Source organism: Methanosarcina sp. UBA289 (assembly GCA_002496565.1).
Classification (GTDB): domain Archaea; phylum Halobacteriota; class Methanosarcinia; order Methanosarcinales; family Methanosarcinaceae; genus Methanosarcina.
In genome coordinates, this window is the sequence record DAKJ01000005.1 from 68,445 (window position 1) to 88,284 (window position 19,840).

Annotated in this window: 17 protein-coding genes and 1 pseudogene; 11 read left to right on the forward strand and 7 right to left on the reverse strand. The window is 42.9% G+C overall.

Going from position 1 to position 19,840, the window contains the following annotated elements:
• Window positions 1-59 precede the first annotated feature (59 nt).
• The 3 genes from BP549_RS01770 to BP549_RS01780 all read left to right on the forward strand — a co-directional run bounded on the left by BP549_RS01770 (window position 60) and on the right by BP549_RS01780 (window position 3,749).
• The gene (locus tag BP549_RS01770) at window positions 60-965 is read left to right on the forward strand and encodes a protein translocase subunit SecF (RefSeq protein WP_292377617.1); all 906 of its coding nucleotides are present in this window, start codon (window positions 60-62) and stop codon (window positions 963-965) included.
• Window positions 962-2,662 (forward strand): preprotein translocase subunit SecD, encoded by a 1,701-nt coding sequence (locus tag BP549_RS01775; RefSeq protein ID WP_292377618.1) that lies wholly within the window; start codon window positions 962-964, stop codon window positions 2,660-2,662. Before BP549_RS01770 ends, BP549_RS01775 begins: the two co-directional genes overlap by 4 nt.
• Before the next feature lie 61 nt (window positions 2,663-2,723).
• Entirely contained in the window at window positions 2,724-3,749 is a 1,026-nt protein-coding gene (locus tag BP549_RS01780; protein ID WP_292377619.1) for an AAA family ATPase, read from the forward strand.
• A 243-nt stretch (window positions 3,750-3,992) separates the two neighbouring features.
• Here BP549_RS01780 and BP549_RS01785 read toward each other — a convergent pair whose 3' ends face one another.
• The 7 genes and pseudogenes from BP549_RS01785 to mtbA form a co-directional block, all read right to left on the reverse strand.
• The gene (locus BP549_RS01785; RefSeq protein ID WP_292376908.1) at window positions 3,993-4,163 is read right to left on the reverse strand and encodes a hypothetical protein; all 171 of its coding nucleotides are present in this window, start codon (window positions 4,161-4,163) and stop codon (window positions 3,993-3,995) included.
• A 162-nt stretch (window positions 4,164-4,325) separates the two neighbouring features.
• Window positions 4,326-4,562: an AcrB/AcrD/AcrF family protein gene (locus tag BP549_RS01790; protein ID WP_292377621.1), complete on the reverse strand. Its 237-nt coding sequence runs from the start codon at window positions 4,560-4,562 to the stop codon at window positions 4,326-4,328.
• 13 nt (window positions 4,563-4,575) lie between these two features.
• On the reverse strand, window positions 4,576-4,839 hold the full coding sequence (locus BP549_RS01795) for a monomethylamine permease (RefSeq protein WP_292377784.1): 264 nt from the start codon (window positions 4,837-4,839) through the stop codon (window positions 4,576-4,578).
• Complete coding sequence (locus tag BP549_RS01800; RefSeq protein WP_292377623.1) at window positions 4,832-6,235, reverse strand: APC family permease; 1,404 nt, start codon at window positions 6,233-6,235, stop codon at window positions 4,832-4,834. Before BP549_RS01800 ends, BP549_RS01795 begins: the two co-directional genes overlap by 8 nt.
• A gap of 298 nt (window positions 6,236-6,533) precedes the next feature.
• Window positions 6,534-7,910 (reverse strand): annotated as a pseudogene (locus BP549_RS01805) (monomethylamine:corrinoid methyltransferase).
• Between the two features lie 19 nt (window positions 7,911-7,929).
• Complete coding sequence (locus tag BP549_RS01810; protein ID WP_292377624.1) at window positions 7,930-8,583, reverse strand: methyltransferase cognate corrinoid protein; 654 nt, start codon at window positions 8,581-8,583, stop codon at window positions 7,930-7,932.
• 783 nt (window positions 8,584-9,366) lie between these two features.
• On the reverse strand, window positions 9,367-10,386 hold the full coding sequence (gene mtbA / locus BP549_RS01815; protein ID WP_292377626.1) for a methylcobamide:CoM methyltransferase MtbA: 1,020 nt from the start codon (window positions 10,384-10,386) through the stop codon (window positions 9,367-9,369).
• Window positions 10,387-10,748: 362 nt separating this feature from the next.
• Between mtbA and BP549_RS01820 the strand changes: the two genes are divergently transcribed.
• From BP549_RS01820 to BP549_RS01855, 8 genes are all read left to right on the forward strand, one after another.
• The gene (locus BP549_RS01820; protein WP_292377628.1) at window positions 10,749-11,477 is read left to right on the forward strand and encodes a methyltransferase domain-containing protein; all 729 of its coding nucleotides are present in this window, start codon (window positions 10,749-10,751) and stop codon (window positions 11,475-11,477) included.
• Between the two features lie 247 nt (window positions 11,478-11,724).
• A complete protein-coding gene (locus BP549_RS01825; protein WP_292377629.1) occupies window positions 11,725-13,347 on the forward strand; it encodes a methylamine methyltransferase corrinoid protein reductive activase in 1,623 nt (540 codons plus the stop codon).
• Between the two features lie 693 nt (window positions 13,348-14,040).
• Window positions 14,041-15,300, forward strand: coding sequence for a pyrrolysine--tRNA(Pyl) ligase (gene pylS, locus BP549_RS01830; RefSeq protein ID WP_292377631.1), 1,260 nt, complete (start codon window positions 14,041-14,043; stop codon window positions 15,298-15,300).
• A gap of 44 nt (window positions 15,301-15,344) precedes the next feature.
• Window positions 15,345-15,521: a hypothetical protein gene (locus tag BP549_RS01835; RefSeq protein ID WP_292377632.1), complete on the forward strand. Its 177-nt coding sequence runs from the start codon at window positions 15,345-15,347 to the stop codon at window positions 15,519-15,521.
• A gap of 80 nt (window positions 15,522-15,601) precedes the next feature.
• Window positions 15,602-16,654, forward strand: a complete 1,053-nt coding sequence (gene pylB / locus BP549_RS01840) for a methylornithine synthase PylB (RefSeq protein ID WP_292377634.1) — start codon at window positions 15,602-15,604, stop codon at window positions 16,652-16,654.
• 1 nt (window position 16,655) lies between these two features.
• On the forward strand, window positions 16,656-17,747 hold the full coding sequence (gene pylC / locus BP549_RS01845) for a 3-methylornithine--L-lysine ligase PylC (protein WP_292377786.1): 1,092 nt from the start codon (window positions 16,656-16,658) through the stop codon (window positions 17,745-17,747).
• Between the two features lie 120 nt (window positions 17,748-17,867).
• Window positions 17,868-18,659, forward strand: coding sequence for a 3-methylornithyl-N6-L-lysine dehydrogenase PylD (pylD, locus tag BP549_RS01850; RefSeq protein WP_292377636.1), 792 nt, complete (start codon window positions 17,868-17,870; stop codon window positions 18,657-18,659).
• A gap of 365 nt (window positions 18,660-19,024) precedes the next feature.
• On the forward strand, window positions 19,025-19,831 hold the full coding sequence (locus BP549_RS01855) for a DUF1638 domain-containing protein (protein ID WP_292376896.1): 807 nt from the start codon (window positions 19,025-19,027) through the stop codon (window positions 19,829-19,831).
• Window positions 19,832-19,840: the final 9 nt, after the last annotated feature.

A 19,840-nucleotide genomic window follows, 5' to 3' on the forward strand; every position in this document is an offset into this window, starting at 1 on the left:
GTGAATAGTGTTCGGATAGTTCAATATAATAATAGATGCATACATCCGGAGTATTAATTATGGCAACAAGTTTGGCCGATATTTTAGATAACTTCGTGAAAAATCACGATAATCGCCAGTTGCTGGTGGTACCCCTTGCAATACTCGCAGTTTCTTTATTAATACTGCTAGTTTCCTTTGTAAACAGCGGGTCACCGGTAATCCTGGGAATGGATTTCCAGGGCGGTACTCAGATTTCGATAGAAACAGCTGATTCTCCTGCTGTGCTTGAAAAAATGTATTCTTCCTACCCTCTCACCGATATCCGGCAGGCAGGAAGTAGGGTTATCATGCAATTTGGAGTCATGGACAATGATCAGCAGCAGCAGCTTGAAACAGATGTCACGGGCCACTATTCCAATGTTCAGATTCAGCATATTGGGCCCACTTATGGAAAGAATTTGCAGATACAGGCTATTCAGGCCATTTGTATTTCCTTTATAGGGATGTCCATTGTAGTATTCCTGATCTTTCGGACCCTTATACCTTCCCTTGCAGTGATACTTTCTGCCTTTTCAGACATTGTAATTGCAGTCGCTTTCATGAGAGTTGCAGGGATTGAACTTTCCTTGGGAACACTTGCCGCCCTGCTTATGCTTATCGGTTATTCTGTAGACAGTGACATTCTGCTCACAAATAGGGTAATTAAGCGCCGTGGAACCGTAGATGAGAAAGTTTCCCGGGCTATGCATACAGGTATTACCATGACCACCACTACCCTTGCAGCTCTCGCTGTCATGTACCTAGTTTCGACTTTCTCATATCTGGTCATTCCCTCATTCACACAGATTACTCTGCTTTCGCAGATCTCAATCGTGCTTATTGCGGGACTTTTTGCAGACATGATGAATACCTGGCTCCTGAATACGGGAATTCTACGATGGTATGTAATGAAACCCGAATTCAGAGGGAGGTATAACAGATGAGCTATATAAAAAGCCTGTTTAAGAATCCAAGAGTAATTATCTTCCTTTTACTCCTTCTTGGCTCCATTGTGGCTATTCACCCAAGTTATACACCCGGAGAAGGTGTGACTACTAACCTTAACTTTGGGCTTGACCTGGAAGGCGGGTCCTGGCTCCAGATAAAACTTGAGGGTGCACTTGCCCAGATTGATGCCAATTCAGGAAAGCTAGTCAGCGGAATTGTCGAGCCTATAATTGGGGCCCCTATTGAAATCACAAAAAATAGCCTTGACGTCGGCGGCTCTGCAGAGAAATCTGTCACCTTTACAACATCTGCGGCTGTTAGTGCCTCCCAGCTTGAGTCTCTCGGTACGGTAAGCGTGGACAAGCTAAGTGAAGGCAACACTCAGGTAACTATCTCTGATACCAGTAAAGAGTACCTCATACAGACTTACCTATCAAAAGCTTTTGATGCTGAAGTAGTTTCTATGAGTACTGAGAATGGAATTACCTACGAAATCAGGACTGCAGTTACTGAACAACAGCTTGAGACTTTACTGGAAAAGGTTGGAGCCTCGATTCACAAGAACGAAGATGGGACTTTAGCTTTCAAAGAAGGGGTCAGCACTGAGACTAGGGACCTGACAAAAGAAATCCTCAGCGACAAGCTGAACTCTCTTGGCCTTAAAGATATTCCTGTAAGGACTGTAGGAGAGGATTATATCCTTATTGATTTTGCAGGCATTGATCTGGCAACTGCCAAGGAAATAGCTGAAAAGCCTGGAAAGTTTGAGATCAGAATTCAGACTACCGGAAATGAAACCCAACACGTCCTTTATGGTGATTCAATTCAAAGCGTGGGAATTCCAAGCTTCCATGATGGACAGTGGCATACTTCTTTTACCCTGAATGAGGAGGGAGCCCGACAACTCCAGAAAGTTGCACTCGAAACTGGGGCAATTGACAATCCGGATTCCCATTACCTGATAATGTATCTTGACGAAGTTGAAATATATGGAGCTCCTTTAAGTTACTCTGCAGCTGAAAAACTGAGAGAAGGTCCTATATATTCCTGGGAAGCTTCCACAGGTCCTGATGAAGCTGCTAAAACCGAAGCTACAGCACTTCAGGTTCACCTTCGAGCAGGGGCTCTTCCTGTCAATGTAAAGCTTGTAGGTTCAGGACATGTGGACGCAGGACTCGGGGAGCAGTTCAAAACTGCAGCTCTGATTACAGGTTTGATTTCCCTGGTTGCAGTTGCGGCCGTTGTTTACTTCAAGTACAAGAGGCCTGAAATCCTGATACCCATGGTCGGTACTTCCTTTAGTGAAGTTATAATGATCCTTGGAGTTGCAGCAGTTATAGGCTGGCAACTTGATCTGGCATCAATTGCAGGTATTATCGCATCCATTGGTACTGGAATTGACCACCTTGTAATTATTACGGATGAAGTGCTTTACGAAGGCAAACTACCTCCAACAAGGGTCTTCAAGTCCAGGATAACAAAGGCTTTTGGAATCATTTTAGGGGCAGCTTCCACAAACATAATTGCTTTGTCTCCTCTGGTCGTAATGGGCTTTGGCTCTTTGAAGGGGTTTGCAATTACTACCATTATTGGTGTCTTCATAGGTGTGATTTTTGCAAGGCCGGTTTATGGTGTAGTAATCAAGGAACTCCTTCATGTAGATGAAAATGGAAACGCAAGCATAACCGAGTAAATATTTAAGGAAAGATAACGGCCCAAAATTGATATTTAAAAACTAAAAACAAGGTGAATGTGTGCAGGATCTCTGGACTTTGAAATACAGGGCAGGTACCCTGAAGGAAATACTTGGAAACGAACAGGCAGTAACCACGCTTTCCGAATTGTCGCAGTCAGGGACCCTGCCCCACCTTATTTTATATGGGCCTGAAAATTCCGGAAAAACAACAGCGGCTCTCGCTCTTGCCAGGCAGCTTTATGGAAGTACTTGGAAAAACAATTTTACATATTTCAACGCTTCGGATTTTTTTGACCAGGGGAAGCGTTATCTTGTCCGAGATAAGCGTTTTGTGCGTTTTCTGGGCACAGATGACCCAAAGAAGATCTATAAAAGCGTGATCGATATTTTCAAGGAAATTATCAATGAGTATGCTGGAATGGCTTCGCTTGATGCCGATTACAAGTTAATTTATATCGACAATGCTGAGTCCCTAAATTCGGACGCACAGCACGCTCTCAGGCGAATTATGGAAAAGTACAGTTCAACATGCAGGTTTATTCTTTCCACTACCAAACCTTCTAAACTTATTTCTCCACTTCGCTCAAGGGGCCTTCAAATTTTTTTTGCATATGTTCCGGACGCTGTTCTGAAAACTCATCTTGAGAAAATCGGCTGTGCCGAAAAGTTGCAGTTTTCGGAAGGCGCATTGGATGCGATCCTTTATTCTGCAAGAGGAAACGTTGCAAAGGCGGTACAGACTCTACAGCTTGTTTCTTTGCTTGCACGCGGATCGATCCTTACCGAAGAGATGGTATATGAAGCTACTACTTTGGGCAGGGATGAAAATATTAATAATTTGCTTTCTGCGGCTCTTGAGGGAGATTTTTCCAAAGGGCGGCAGCTTATCGATGAGATGATCATCGAAAAAGGCTTGTCAGGAACTGAAATTCTTGAAAGACTTTCCGAAGCTCTCGTAGATTCAGGAGAATCGGACACAGAAATTGCTCGTCTTGTTGTAAAAATTTCCGAAGCTGATGTATGTCTTAAGGATGCAGCCAATGAAAGAATTCAGCTCGAAAGACTGCTCTCTACCTTCTCTTAATTTTTATCGATCCCTGGTGTCTTTACTTTTTCTTAATTTTCACAGATCTTAAGCATGTCTCTATTTTACTTCTCTTCATCCGTTTTCAAAGCATCTTATATATATACTTCTATCTAGAAAACTATCAAAATACAAAACTATTTATACTAGAGTCCTTTGGCTAAAATTAACGTAGAAAAATATAAATACTATTAGCAATAATCTTTTATTGCAGATGGGCCATAAGCTAAGGCTTCTCAGGAGTTAAGGGGCTCCATTATACTTTTTACGGGAAGTACGGACCTGGATTTCAGGACATCCACAAAGATGTGCTGTACTTCCTGAAGATGGTTCAGAGCCTGGACTTCCTTGAGCAGAAGCCAGATCTGGCCTTCTCAAAAAATCCACAAAAAATCCACAAATAAATCCCTCCATTACTCCCTGAATAACTCCCTCTTTTCAGGGAGATTATGTTCATATGGCAGAATAGAATCCTACACATGCTTGAAGAAGATAATATCCTGCCTGAATTTTAAAAATTGCCTGCCCGAACTTTCCCTTCAGGCAGGCACTACTCGATTAATTACTCTTTCTTTTTTAGTATTTATAGTGCTTTACTGAATGATAGAGAATTACAGCAAAGAAAGCAACTATCACCAGCAAGAGGCTGAAGAAACCAACAGGATCCCAGACAAAACCTATCCCTGATCCTCCTTCTTCCCAGGAGACAAGTACTGCTCCCTGGAGCACTGTAGGAATAACCACACAGGCGAAGGCAAGCACGAAGATAAATACGATGTCAAAAACTTCTGTAATGATATTTTTTTCTGCCATGTCTTTAGTCTCCTTAATCGTAGTACTTGAACTCGAACATGTGGTTTTTAATAGACTCTCTCACCTTCAGGCATCCAATAGTCTCTATAGAAACAATCAGTCCAATAAAGATTATATAGAGGTAGAAGAAACCGGAAGCAATCTCCCACGTCTCTGAGAGAATCCTGTATGCTGTAAATCCTTCCACACATACAAGCAAAGCAAGCATGACTATAACGAGAGCTGTATCTCCGGTAAGCTTGCTGTGATATTTGCTTTCCATTGCCTGGTCATTCATCTCCAATGCCTATCGCCTCCTTTCCTATCTTTCCATTTTCCGAACCCCTGGGTAAGGGCCAGCCCATTTCAGCCCAGTTGTTTTCAATATTTGATTTCTTGTGCTTGTGGCTGAAATAGAAGTACGCAATGCCGTAGAACACAAAAGCGAAGATCAGGTTATACTTGTATCCCCAGAACAGCGTTGAAAGAATTGTAATTGCAATTGCGATTGCAAAATAAGCAATATATGGCTGAAGAGGGCCCACAAAAGGCCTGACTTTGCTTGTGGTCTGCGGGAAGAGGTTCCTGAAGCGGATCAGGGAGAAGGGAATCAGCACGTAGCAGAGCAGCCCCGAAACAATTGAGAAGGTAATTACCTGATCAAGGAAGCCGCTGAACGCAAAACCAATTGCAACAGGCATCGTGAAGATTACTGCTCTGTACGGGGTATTATACCTCGGGTGCACTGCTGAGAACCAGGAAGATACATAGTTGTCTCTGGAAAGAGCAAACCAGGAGCGTGAGGAATCACAGACGCAGCCGTTTGCACTGGCAACACAGGTAAGGAATGTTCCGAGCCCCAAAGCGGCAACAAAGATAAATATGCCACTATTCTGTGCAGCCTCAAAAAGCGGATACACGGAAACTCCGAGCAGGTCTGTAGGAATCAACACTGAACACATATAGAGGGTCATTGCCGCTCCTATAAGCAGGGTAATCATCCCGGCTTGCTGTCCAAGAGGCACTGCCCTTGATGGATGTTTACACTCTTCTGCGCACATTGCTGCTCCTTCTATACCAAGGTAGAACCATGGCCCGAACTGTAAGGCTGCAAAGAGGCCTATCATGCCGTTTGGTAGAGCGCCCTGGAAAAGGTACTCAGGGTGAATATCCACTAATCCAAAGGCAGTTGAGAAGAAGAAGGCCAATATCGCAATGAAAGCTATCATGGTCAGGACAAAGTTCAGAGTTAAAGCCGCAACAACGCCACGGTAGTTTATGAAAGTCAGAAGGGCGATAACAAGCAAAGTCACAGGAAAAACCTGCAGCTTCGGGAAGATACTCTGTGCGATGCACGCGACAACAATAGCATCTGCCGCTTCAAGGGCTATATATTCCATATAAACTGCAAGCCCTACACTGGCAGCCGCTCCGGGCCCGACAAACAATCTTGCCCAGTCATAGGGCCCTCCTGCAAGTTTGGTTGCTGACCCGAGTTCACTGGCACAGAGAGCAATTATGACATACATTGTTCCTGCAACCAGCATTGCAAGCAAAGATCCGAGAATTCCTCCTTTCGCAACGGTGAAGTTCCAGCCCATATATTCTCCTACCAGCACGATGCCGACTCCGAGAGCCCATACATGGAAAGGCCGCAGAGTTTTCACTAAGCTGGCAGACTCATGTTCAGACATGCTATATCAGCCCCTTCTTTTTGAAACCTTACTGGCATCCAGTAAGACCCAGCCCATCAATCCGAAAGCCAGGAGATATATGAGTCCGTTTATTAAGGTCCACATATCCATTTTAATATACCCTCTATTTTTTATACTTAATTATTATATTTTTTTAGTTATATTCTAAAAAAATCCATACGATTTGCAACATATATTTATAATTGTTTCGCCTGAGTGTTTAAAAAAAAATAGCCAGCGAATTTATCGCTGGCTTTCCGATTCCTTCAATATAAACTTCAGGCTCTAAGCTTTCGGATTAGAATACGAGTCCGAGCTCTTCGAGCTTCTTTCTTGCGCCGTCGTAGACCTGAACGTATTCGTCAGTTGGGGTTATGGTCTTTACGTCGTAGCATTCCTGGAAAGTCTTTCCTGCTGGGGCACTTGCGTAATTCTTCTCATAGAGGGCTACAAGCTTGTCCAGAATTGTGTTTACTTCAGAGATTTCCACGCCTGCAGCTGCCCTTGCGACTTCTCCCATCATTCTAGCTTCCATACCGGTAGTCTTGTCGGTCACTACACCCTTTGCGGCTGCGACACCTGAGAGGATTTCTCTGCCTGAGGCTGTGTCGGTAATGGACTGGGCTGATGCCTCAAGGAGACACATCTCAGTGCATGGGCCTGCACATGGGTAGTACTGGTTACCTGACAGTATGTCTGTAAATTCGGAAATTGTTGCACATGCCCATCCTGCAATCGTCAGGGTTTCCCTGGTGTTGGTTGAACCCCAGCGGATGTGCACAGGACCATCAAGGTGCCAGCTTGCACTGCTCATGACAACGGCGTTGATGTGGGTTGCAATGTCGACAATTGTGGTTTCTTCAATGCCACCTGCATATCCGCCGAAGATTGGCATCTGTTCGTCCATGATAATGTCGCTGTTTCCTTTGTAGTGGGCAATAACGGCGATTGCATCAAGGTCGATCTTGAGCTCGTTGAGCTGGGAGACTTCGTGGCTGTCTGAGGAGATCTGGCCGCCATAGCAGTCAGAGGAGATATTTCCTTGAGCGGACAGGGAAGTCTCTGGGCCCTATATGCCCATGCCTGGGCGGCCTGCCATTGCAGCTGCCTGTTTAATCAGACGGGTTTCTGTTTTTGCAGCAAGGACTTCATAAGGGCTGCCGGGGATAGGAGCTTTTCCGCGGACAGAAGTCATGACACCGTCTACTATTGTGTCAACTTCTCTTTCCAGAGCATAACTCATATGAACGGGCATAAACATGTCTTCCGAAATCGGAGAACCTGTAGGGCCACCCTGGACAATGGGCTTTCTCTTGTCAGCGACATTTCTCTTTCTTACGTTTACTGCATCCCTACCAGTACCGAGTACGAATTCCTTCTGCACGTTGTTGAGTGCATCCCAGATTTCGTCTTCAGTGTACTTTACAATCCTGTGAGTGTCGGTACAGTAGATACCGCATTCAAGCAGCATATCAAAGCCTGCGTGGAAGAGCTTCTCCATCATATCCTTGTCTGTCGGGACAAACTCTCCCTTGAAGTCAAGCCCATATTTCTGCTTGAGCTCCATTGCTTTCATTGGGATCCTCATGAGGTCCCAGTCATCCTGGGTGCACTTCTCTCCTACTTTTGCCCTATCATAAAACTCGTAGCAGTCAAATGATTTATTAAATGTCATTATCTTTTTCCTCCCAGGATTATTGCATTACTTCAATTGCGACTTTTGCGGCTTCTGCAGCGTTTTCTGCAGTTGCGTCGGCTCCGATTTCTTCAACCCATTTCTTGGATACAGGGGCTCCTCCAAACATGCACTTTACGCCGTCCCTGAGGTTTTCTTCTCTGAGCCTGTCCATAAGGTCTTTCTGACCGAGCATGGAGGTGGTCATGAGTGCAGAGCCAACAAGAATAATCTTTTCTCCCTTGTGCTTTGCAGCTTCTTCAACGACGGTCTCGTTAAGAACGTCAACTCCAAGGTCGAGGATTTTAAAACCATTTGCTCCGAGCATAGTGCTAACAAGTCTGTGCCCGATGTCGTGGATATCTCCTTCTGCAACGAATGTAATTGCAAGTCCTGCTTCTTCTCCTTCCTTCTTGTTCTTCTCAAGTTCAGGGGTAAGGACTTCCATTGCATTGCTCATTGCTTTTCCAGACATCATAATCTGAGGAAGGAAAATTTCGGCTGCTTCAAACTTGTCACCTACAATCTTCATTCCAACAGAAAGGCCCTTTGTAATAATATCAAGAGGTGGAATTCCTGCAGCTAGTGCTTCCTTACATAATTCTGCAGTGCCTGCAATGTTCTGACTTACGATCGCGTCGCGTAACTTATCAAACATCTCTTGGTTTGCCATTTTTGTAAACCTCCACTGAAATTCGCAGTTCTATACAGTATTGCTGGGCAGTACAATGTTTCCAGACAATTTTTTTCGTAAAATCTTTGTGCTTGAGCAAAGACCCAAGCTCCGCTAGTTAAAAAATAGCATTTGCATGGGGCTCTCATTTATTGTTCAAATCCTGCCGCCTTATATTTCAGCCATTAGGCGTGAGGAAATGTAAATGTCTTTACGAATTTTCGAATTGTTCATAATCGAAGTTATTCATTGCCATTTTATCCGAACAGGTTCGGACTTTTTGTGAATAACTTCTCTCCTTACATTGTTACCGGGGAAGTTTCCTGCTGAAGACTGCAAACTTATTTTCCCAGTCAAATTAGCAATTCATATCCCAAATTTCCCAACAGTGTGCCTGCTGGAACTGCCTGGAATTGTTCTGAACACTGAGACTCAATTCCTAAAATAAAGATTGAAATTATACTATATAAAAGAATACTATATTTGTTTATTATATATAGTTATAGAAAATTTTAAATGAGGGATATTTGAAAATTCTTATCTCAAGGAACGAAACCTTTTAATAGTATATCGGATGCGGGCAGGCAGAATGTATAATTTTTTGTAAAATACAGGATTAGGTGACCAAGACAAACCCTATCGAAGTAACTTAAAAAAAGTTATTGGAAAGTAAGGTCGGCTTTAAGACCGACGACTTACTTTCTTATAATGCTGTGCACTCTCAGTATGGCGCACTCTTAGATCCGATATAATCTCTATATCTGGATATGTTCAATAATTTTTTCAGTACTTGTGGCTTTTTGCGCACTCGATCATTTTCTGGAGGTTGACCGTTGGGGTCATGCTGACAGTCCCGCAACCAACGGTAAGTAACCCTACACCTGCGTCAAGTACCTTCTTTGAGGCATCTGCAATCTCTTCAGGAGTTCCATTCCAGAGTACGGCAACAGGGTCAAGATTTCCGACAATGATGGCATTTTTCACACTGCCGGTTGCGGTCTTGATGTCTACTCTCTGGTCTACACTGATCCCGCTTACGCCGGCTTTGTCCATAATTCCAAGGCCGTTGGTTGTGTTTCCGCAAATGTGAAGAACTGTAGCCACATCGAGTTCCTTCATTGCGTCAGCAATTTTCTTATGGTAAGGAAGGGCGTACTTCTCGTAGAACTCTCCACCAATAAGCTCATAGCTTGCTGTCGGGTCAATGATGGCTATGGTGTCTGCACCATTTTCAACCATTGCTTTTGCATAAGCTATATTGAAATCCGAACAGAAATCCAGAAGTGCGGGGACAACTTCTTCTCCTGTGAAAAGGTTTCCGAACCAGGCATCTCCATTAATATGCTGGGCAAGAGAGAAAGGACCTATCATGGACCCTATAATCGGGAGCTCTTTTCCGTATTTTTCGGAGAGGATCTTGACGGCTTCAAGGACTACTGCAATTCTACCTTCTTTCAGGTTGTAATTCCTTAGTTTATCCAGATCTTCCAGGTTCTTTACACTGGGTTTGATTACTGATGGCTGCTGCTTAAGGTCGCCTGCCTTTATTCCGCAGCCAAAAAATTCGGCTTCAGCTGTGATGTCAAAGGGGACTCTTACAGCTTCAAAACCTACTACGGTGTGTGCTGCTTCGGCAAGAGTTGCCATTTTCTCTGCGTCGGCATGGGCTTCTGGCCAGTAGGCTCCACAAGCTTCCATTTGTTCAACAGTTCCGGTCTGAGTGAAACAGACAGCTGGCATCCTGTCCACCTGCTGTTTCCTTAATGCACGGTATAATCTTTCTTTTGGGGTATATTCTGTCATCTATAATCCCTCTCTAAGTTATATAGACACGGAAATAAGTTCAAAAATCCATTGTATAAATAAATATGTATTTTTATCCTTTAATTATAACCATATTATAAAACAATGTTGATTAAATGGCCGGAATATGCTGAAAATACCCTCAAAATAAGTCAACTTGTTTTACTCATGCTCTATGGATGAAAAGCTTAAAATAGCGGGAGGATTTGCGGCTTTGATCATTGTTTGAAAATTATAAAAGGTTGAAACGGACCGCTTCCATTAATTATAAACTGACAAACTTTCCATGTTCTCAGGAACAAATTTTTCTATTTATACTTAAAAGAACTGAAGTGATTGGTTATATTAAAGAACTGAAATGATTGGTTATATTAAAGGAAGGAACCAATATGAGCCATTATCCGCGATGGTATTATGATGAATTCAAACAAATTGGCGTAGATTATACAGATTTAGAAGAAGTACAGGCTTATGATCTACGTATGCAGAAATTGAGAGATATTGAAAGTGAATTCAACAACACTCAAGAACTTTTAAAAATTAAGAACTCAGATTTAATTCTTGAAATCGGAACGGGAACAGGGGAACTGGCACTCAAGTTTTCAGCGCACTGCAGAAAAGTTGTGGCTATCGATATTTCGAAAAAGATGATAGACTTTGCAAAAATGAAGGCTGAAAGACAGAAAAAAACAAATATAGAATTTTATAACGCCGGGTTTTTAACATATGAGAACTACGATGAGCCTTTTGATGTTATTGTCACTCAACTAGCTTTACACCACCTTCCAGACTATTGGAAAATGATCGCTCTGAGGAGGATCTATGCAATGTTGAAGGAAGGCGGAAAATTCTATCTGCGTGATGTTGTTTTCCCTTCACTGACTTCGGATTATGACAGTTATTTTAATAAAATTATAACTGACCTTAAGAATTCCGCAGGAGACAAACTTGCTGAAGAGACAGAAATCCACATAAGAGAAGAGTTCTCAACGCTGGATTGGATTATGGAAGGCCTTTTAAAAAATACTGGGTTTTGTATTGAGGTTGTTAAATTTGATGGATTTATAGCATGTTATCTTTGTAAAAAATGATATGCTCGAATATATCATATTTGAGGGATAAAAGTAGTTTAATTCTAGGTTATTAATTTTTTTCTATCCAGCTATTAGTAATAGTCTATATAATTCATAAGGTTTAAAATTATTCTTATTATATTCTTTTCCCATTATTGTCAAATTAGGAATATCTAAAATAAAATCATCATATCCCATCTTGTATAGGGCAGTCTACGCTGCCGAACGCCTCAAAACATAATACGCTCCCGGAGGATCTGAAAAAATGTACGGAATAGCACTTGATCTGGGTACAAGCGGTTTTAGAGCCCAGCTTATTGATCTTGAAACGAAGGAAACCTTAAAAACAGTTATAACCATGGGTCATCCCCTTCCTGGGGGAAATGTCATGGATCACCTGGACTTTGCAATCACGACAGGTGAGGATGTGGCTCATGCGGTAATTCTCGAAACCATCAGGAGGATGTTCCTGCTGTTAGATGTTGACCTTTCCATGGTGGAAAGGCTGGCAGTCTGTGGAAACCCTATCCAGCTTTCCCTTTTCCAGAATATCGAAATAAGGGATCTGGCCTATGCAGGAGAAAACAAACAGAAGATGCTTGGAGTCCAGAATATAAAAAGAGACGCTAGGGTGTTTCCTGCGTCGGAGCTTTTTGGGGAAAAAGACCTTCCCAACTGTGAAGTTATCGTGCCCCCTGCAATCAAACACGAAATAGGAGCTGACGCTCTAGCCATGATGCTTGAAACCGATTTCCTGACCCAGCCCGAACCTTCACTTGTCACGGATTACGGAACTAATGCCGAGATGGCTCTTAAAATCGGGGATAAGATTATCACGGCAAGTGCGGCAGCAGGGCCTGCGATTGAAGGGCAGGGAATTAGTTCAGGCATGCTCGCGAGCCCGGGCGCAATCTGTGACGTAAAACCTGAAGGACAGTACTGGAGAATTATGGTTCTTGACAGGGAAATGGAAAAACAGGATGCTTACCTTATTGATCCGGTTACGGGGGAGATAAAGGAGTCTTACGGGTGTGAGGTCGTCGGGATCACAGGAACAGGAGTTATCTCGGCTTTTGCCCTTGCACTGAAAAGCGGGCTGATTGAAAAATCTCCTAAACTTCCTAACGGAAAGCTGATTCTGGGCCCTGGAATTGAGATCACTGAGAAAGATATGGAAGAAGCCGGGAAAGCTATCGGGGCAATCCGGGCTGCCCATATGACCATGATCGTTGAATCCGGAATTAAGTACGAAGACCTGGAATATGCATATATGTCAGGCGCCTCCGGAGCCTATGTGGACGCTGAAGATGCTCGCAGTCTAGGTGTCGCACCGGGTTATGCAAAAAAAATTGTCCAGTTCGGAAATACCTCACTTGCGCTTGCTCGGGAACTCGTGATGGAAAAATCCAGGTTGGATGATGTAATTGAGATTGCAAAGAAAATTACTGCCGACCATCTCATGATGGCAACCAGCGATATTTTCAACAATTTCTACCTCTGTGAACTCTCCTACTGGACCCAGGGAATGCCTCTTGAGATGTACGACCAGATGCTCGAACTCTACGGCCTTCCTTCCTTCCCGAAAACTCTCGAACAAGTAAGCATCGAAAAGCGAGTCCGCAAAGACATAGAAGATATAGGATCAAGTGGGCTTGCCATCCTCAAAGAAATAGGCATAATCCTCGAAGTCCCGGTGGAAAAGTGCGTCTACTGCAAAAAGTGCGTAAAAGAATGCCCCGAATCCGCTCTTGAAATCGTAGAAAGAGATGGCCAGAGAATCGCAAAATACGACAGCCAGAAATGCCTTGGAACAAGCTGTCGCCGCTGTGTCGGCATCTGCCCCGAAAGCGCCATCGATATAACGAAACTGAAAATCACAGAGAAATAACGAAATAATTTATGGTGGGCTAAATTCCCGCCATTTCCTTATTTTTCACATTTTCTTCACTTGGAGCAAGCTTTGACCCGCAACCACTGAGCTGCAACCGTTGCGCCGGTTGATCACGCCAGATATGGTTTGGGGGCAAGATTCTCATCAAACCCTAACGTTGTAAGAGGATTTTTGACAAACTTTTTAAAAAAAAGTTTGCAGGCAAGCAGCTTTCTCAAAGATTCGCAAAATATTTATAAATTATAATCTTTTTTTTGGAATTTAACCAATAAACATATATATTAAACAATAATATTTTATCTTACTAATTAAGATAACCACACAGGATAAGATAACCACACAGGAAGCAAAACGCTTTGTCCAATCTATTTTACCTAGGAGGAAACCTGATCATGTAGATCGAATGGACTCTAAATCCGTTTAGCCGGGTTAGATTCCCGGGGTTTCCGCCATATTTCTGAATCCCGGAATGGCAATACAATAATACTTCAATATCATTCCGCCGAAATCTTTTATAAAAGCTGGAGATTTTTCCAGAATATATAAATTGTTTCTATTGTGTGGATCGCTTTTATTTTCCGGGTAGCTGTCAGCAAATTGCTGACTCCGTGCTTATATTCAGTAAGCTGGGATTTTGAAATACTCTTTCTTGGAAATCATTCGGGCTTTTAATTCACCAGGGGTGACACTATGGATAAAAAACCATTAGATGTTCTAATATCTGCTACCGGGCTCTGGATGTCCAGAACTGGCACGCTCCACAAAATCACGCATCATGAGGTCTCAAGAAGGAAAATCTATATTGAAATGGCGTGCGGAGACCATCTTGTTGTGAATAATTCCAGGAGCTGTAGAACAGCCAGAGCATTCAGGCATCACAAATACAGGAAAACCTGCAAGCGCTGTAAGGTTTCGGACGAGGATATAACGAATTTCCTCACAAGGTCGACTGAGAGCAAAACAAGTGTGAAAGTTAAGGTAGTTTCTGCTCCAAAGGTCAAAAAAGCCATGCCAAAATCAGTCTCAAGGGCTCCAAAGCCTCTGGAAAGTCCTGTATCTGCAAAGGCATCGACGAGTGCATCTGGATCAGTTCCTGCACCGGCAAGTTCAGCTTCACATTCTTCTGTTCCTGCATCAGCATCTGGTCCTGCACTTACGAGGAGCCAGCTTGATAGGGTTGAGGCTCTCTTGAGTCCTGAAGATAAAATTTCCCTGAACATATCAAAGCCTTTCAGGGAACTTGAGTCCGAACTGCTGACAAGGAGAAAAGGCGACTTCCAGCGTATCTATGCCGATGAGCGGGAAAACTATCTCGGAAAACTCGAACGTGATATTACGAAATTTTTTGTAGATCGGGGTTTTCTGGAAATCAAGTCTCCTATCCTTATTCCGGCAGAATATGTGGAGAGAATGGGCATTAACAGCGATACTGAACTTTCTAAACAGGTCTTCAGGATAGATAATAACCTTTGCTTGAGGCCAATGCTTGCCCCAAATCTTTACAACTATCTGCGAAAACTCGATCGGATTTTACCCGACCCAATAAAAATTTTTGAAGTAGGGCCTTGTTACCGGAAAGAGTCTGACGGCAAAGAGCACTTGGAAGAATTTACCATGGTGAATTTCTGCCAGATGGGTTCAGGCTGCACCCGGGAAAATCTTGAAGCCCTCATCAAAGAGTTCCTGGACTATCTGGAAATCGACTTCGAAATCGTAGGAGATTCCTGTATGGTCTATGGGGATACACTTGATGTAATGCACGGAGATCTGGAACTTTCTTCGGCAGTCGTCGGGCCAGTTCCTCTTGACAGGGAATGGGGCATTGACAAACCCTGGATAGGTGCCGGTTTCGGACTTGAGCGCTTGCTCAAGGTTATGCACGACTTTAAAAATATTAAGAGGGCATCAAGGTCCGAATCTTACTATAACGGGATTTCAACCAGTTTATAAACTGGAAAATCCTTTTTAAATATTCTGAAGCAGCTAAAACTAAATTGGAGACATTAGAACGTCAAATTGAATGGAAAAAACAGAATAGCAGTATTGAATGGCAAAAACAGAATAATATTATTGAATGGCAAAAAGTAAAATGGCAATATCGAATGGCAAGAAATAGAATGGCAATATTGAATCAAAAAACAGGATGGCACAAACTCAATATGGCAAAATAGGCTAAGTGACGAGACTAAAATGGCAATTCGACTTTAGTAGGGTCGGAAAATATTTGAAGAATCTATGAGAGGGTGAAATTTTGATCCAAAAAATGGCACTTGATGAATTTGACAGTTTAGGGGAAAAGATCATTGAAGGATACCAATTATCTGACAACGACCTTAGGTTTCTTCTTTCCCTGGAATCTGAAGAAGACCTGGAAAGACTTTACTCTGCAGCGCGAAAAGTAAGAGATCATTATTTTGGCAACAGGGTATTTCTTAATTGTTTCATCTATTTCTCCACTTACTGTAAAAATCGATGCTCCTTTTGCTATTATAACTGTAAAAACGAGATCAATCGCTATCGACTGACCGCGGAAGAGATAAAAGAAACCTGCAAAACCCTGAAAGGAGCAGGTTTTCATATGGTTGACCTGACCATGGGAGAAGACCCCTATTACTATGAAGACCCGGACAGATTCGTTGAGCTTGTCCAGATAGTAAAAGAAGAACTTGGGCTCCCGATAATGATTTCTCCGGGCTTGATGGATAACTCTACCCTTATCAAAGCCAGGGAAAAAGGAGCAAACTTCCTGGCTCTTTACCAAGAAACATATGACACTGAACTCTACCGGAAACTTAGAGTTGGTCAGTCATTCTATGGACGTGTCAATGCACGTCTTTTTGCTAAAAAACAGGGGTATTGTGTAGAAGACGGGATTCTTACAGGTATCGGAAACGATATCGAATCCACTATTCTATCCTTAAGGGGAATGAGCACTAATGATCCTGATATGGTCAGAGTTATGACCTTCTTGCCCCAGGAAGGAACCCCGCTTGAGGATTTCAGAGATAAATCCTGTCTTTCGGAGCTGAAAATCATCTCGGTTCTCAGATTAATGTTTCCTAAACGCCTCATCCCTGCTTCCCTTGATCTGGAAGGCATTGACGGTATGGTTCACCGCTTAAATGCAGGGGCAAACATTGTTACTTCTATCCTACCTCCCGATTCCCAACTTGAAGGCGTTGCAAACTATGACCGCGACCTTACAGAGCGGGACAGGGACATAAAAAGTGTGATTCACAGGCTTGAAACCATGGGTATGGAACCTGCCAGGCAGGCTGACTTTGAAGCAGTCCTGGGGTGCTAGCTTGAAAACGATCTGTCTTGTGGGCGGGAAACTCCAGGGCTTCGAAGCTGCATATCTGTCTAAAAAAGCCGGAATGAAAGTAGTTCTGGTAGATAAAAATCCACAGGCTCTTATCCGAAACTACGCAGATGAATTTCACTGTTTTGACGTAACAAAGGAACCTGAAAAACTTTTCGAACTTTCAAAAAAAGTTGATGCTTTACTTCCTGTAAACGAAAACTTCGCCTGCATCGAATTTCTGGATTCCGTAAAAGAAAAGTTCTCCTGCCCGGTACTTTTCGATTTTGAAGCTTACCAAATAAGCAGGGATAAAAAAAGCTCAAAAGATTATTTTAAATCTATAGGAGTCCCGACTCCGCAAGACAGTCCTTCTGAGCCGCCTTATTTTGTAAAACCTCCCTGTGAAAGCAGTAGTGTTGGAGCCAGGATAATCTATGATAACGAAGAGCTTAAAGCCCTTGAACCTGGCATGCTGGTTGAGGAATATGTGGAAGGCGAAGTCGTTTCTCTTGAAGTTGTAGGGGATGGAAAAAATTTTGCCGTGGTGAAAGAGACCCTGGTCCACATAGACGAAACTTATGACTGCCATATGGTAACCCCACTTCCTCTCGACACTTCCTTCAGGCAGATTTCCCATGCTCTTGCAGCAAGCCTGTCCTTGAAAGGGATTATGGATGTGGAAGCAATCTCCGGTCCCAGAGGGCTCAAGGTAATCGAAATCGATGCTCGTTTCCCAAGCCAGACTCCAACAGCCGTTTACTATTCTTCAGGGATTAACCTGATTGAACTCCTGTTCCATGCCTTTACTGACGGTATTGAGGAAATTGAGGATTTTCCTGAGAACAAATACTGCATTTACGAGCACATAATGCTCGGAGAAAACGGGATTCTTGTTCCCGTGGGAGAACAGGTACTCTCCATGGGCATAGACTACGGAAAATTCTACGAAGAACCCGGAATTGAGATTTTACTTTGCAAGGGAGGGAACCCGGTGTTCACCCTGATTTTCTGGGGCAAGGATAAGGAAGAAGCCGAGGCAAAAAAATGCAAGGGACTTTCGGTTCTGAAGGAGCGTTTTGGAGAGGCTGTCTGAGGAATATTAAATGACTGGAAAGGGAATTAAGAAGGATTAAAGAAACTCAGATTAAAGAAATTCAGATTCTTAAAACCAGAATTTAAAGAATCCAACATTCAAATTCCCCCAATATAGGAAATGGCGATAAAGATGGCACTCTTAACTCCTAGTGATTTGATAAATATTAATAAGCAGCTTCAGGAAGCCGACTCCGCTGTGCGAAAAGTAACAGGGCTTGACATAAAAGACGTCTGCAAAGCTCTCTACGGTACTTCTCCAAGCTCTGAAAAAGTAGGTATCGTGCCTGTAACTTCAGGAAACGGAATAATAGGAAATTTCTCGGCTTCCCTACATGCAATTAGTCAATATTTCGGATTTGACAGTTTTGTTACGGATATGCCGGATGTCAGCGGCTATTACGAAGCTGTGCGAAACGGAGCCGAAGTTGTTCTTATGGCAGACGACCATACCTATCTTGCGCATAACCTCAAAAATGGAAAAATAGCCAACAACCAGCCCTGCACAGGCATTATTTATGCCGAGATCGCTTCCAGATATCTGAAAGTCGACTCAAAGGATGTACTTGTTGTGGGCCTCGGGAAGGTAGGTTTTCCCGGAGCAGCACATTTAGTGCAGAAAGGCTTCAGGGTTTACGGATACGATCCTGACGAAACTCTCCTTCAGAAAACTATTTCAAGCCTCGGGGTTATTCCTTTCGACCTTGAAAATCCAAAAAAATTCTCCATCATCTTCGAGGCGACCCCCTGCGCAAATACAATTCCTGAAGCCGTACTTTCCGAGAATTGCGTACTTTCCACTCCTGGGATTCCCTGCGCAATTTCTGAAGAGCTTCGAAAGAAATACGATGTGCAACTTGTAACTGAGCCCCTGGGAATAGGAACGGCATCAATGCTGTACTCTGTGCTGTAACGCCCGAGTCCCGCCTCGCCCGAGTTCCGTCTCGGGAGGACGGTGCCCTTTTCGCTGCCCGAATTTCGCTTCGTGCTCCCGAAGCCCTTTTCGCTACCCGAGTTCCGTCTCGGGAGGACGGTGCCCTTTTCGCTACGCTCAAGAGGGCTGAATTATAATGAAGAATCTGAGCTGAGTCAAGATGATTGATTATGCTGGCAAGATTATTTATTCAATTTTTTTCGGGTCTGGCAGAGGGCTTGATCACAAGCCTTTTCAAAAAAGGCTTGAGCGAAAACGACTTGACTGCGTGATCTAATGGCTGTGGGTCAATGTTTGAAGGAATTGAGAGCTATATGGCAGATAATTTCTACGGAGATATTTAGATGCCTCTTATGAGTATTATTTCTTGCAAGATAATGCAGGATGAAATAATCTGGATTCTTGAAAATGACTCTTCTATTGATGAGATTATTATAGTTGAAAGCGAAAATGTCCAGGAATTCGTAGAAAAACTGAATAAAGTAAACCTTCAGTATAAAATACTCTCTCTAGAAGACATTTTGTCGCTGCCTGAAATCAAAAGCGATTGTAGGAAATATACGGTTTTGATCCATTTGATGGAACTGGGCCTTCATAGAAGTCCTAAAGAGTTAAAAATTAAGGTATATGAAACCATAAGCACTATCGCTCCCTTTTCTTCCGGGATTTTGCTCTTTTACGGCTTATGCGGAAATGTACTTGGAGACGTTGAAAAAGATTTTGAACAATGTTCTATCTCATGCCCGGTTCGTATTCTTAAAGACAAGGACCATAGAATTGTGGATGACTGTATAGGAGCGACTGTGGGAGGAGTCCAGAATTATCTAAGTAGACTCAAAAGTGTCAGTGATGCTGGAACATATCTCTTTACTCCCATGGGTAGTAAGAGCTGGAGGGAATTAATTCAACTAGATAAACTAAATAGTGATCCCGCAAAAGCATTAAAATTAATGAAAAAGACTCACGAAATGATCGGTTACAAAAGGGTTGCAAAGATTAATACCGGGCTTGAATATACTGAAAATTTCGATGATTCTGTTCGGGAATTTGCAGACCTGTTTGATTTCGAAATCTTGGAATTCGATGACGGTAACCAGGAAATTTTTGAAGATTGTTATTACGAACTCAAAGCGGAAATTGAGGACAAATAAAAAAGTTGA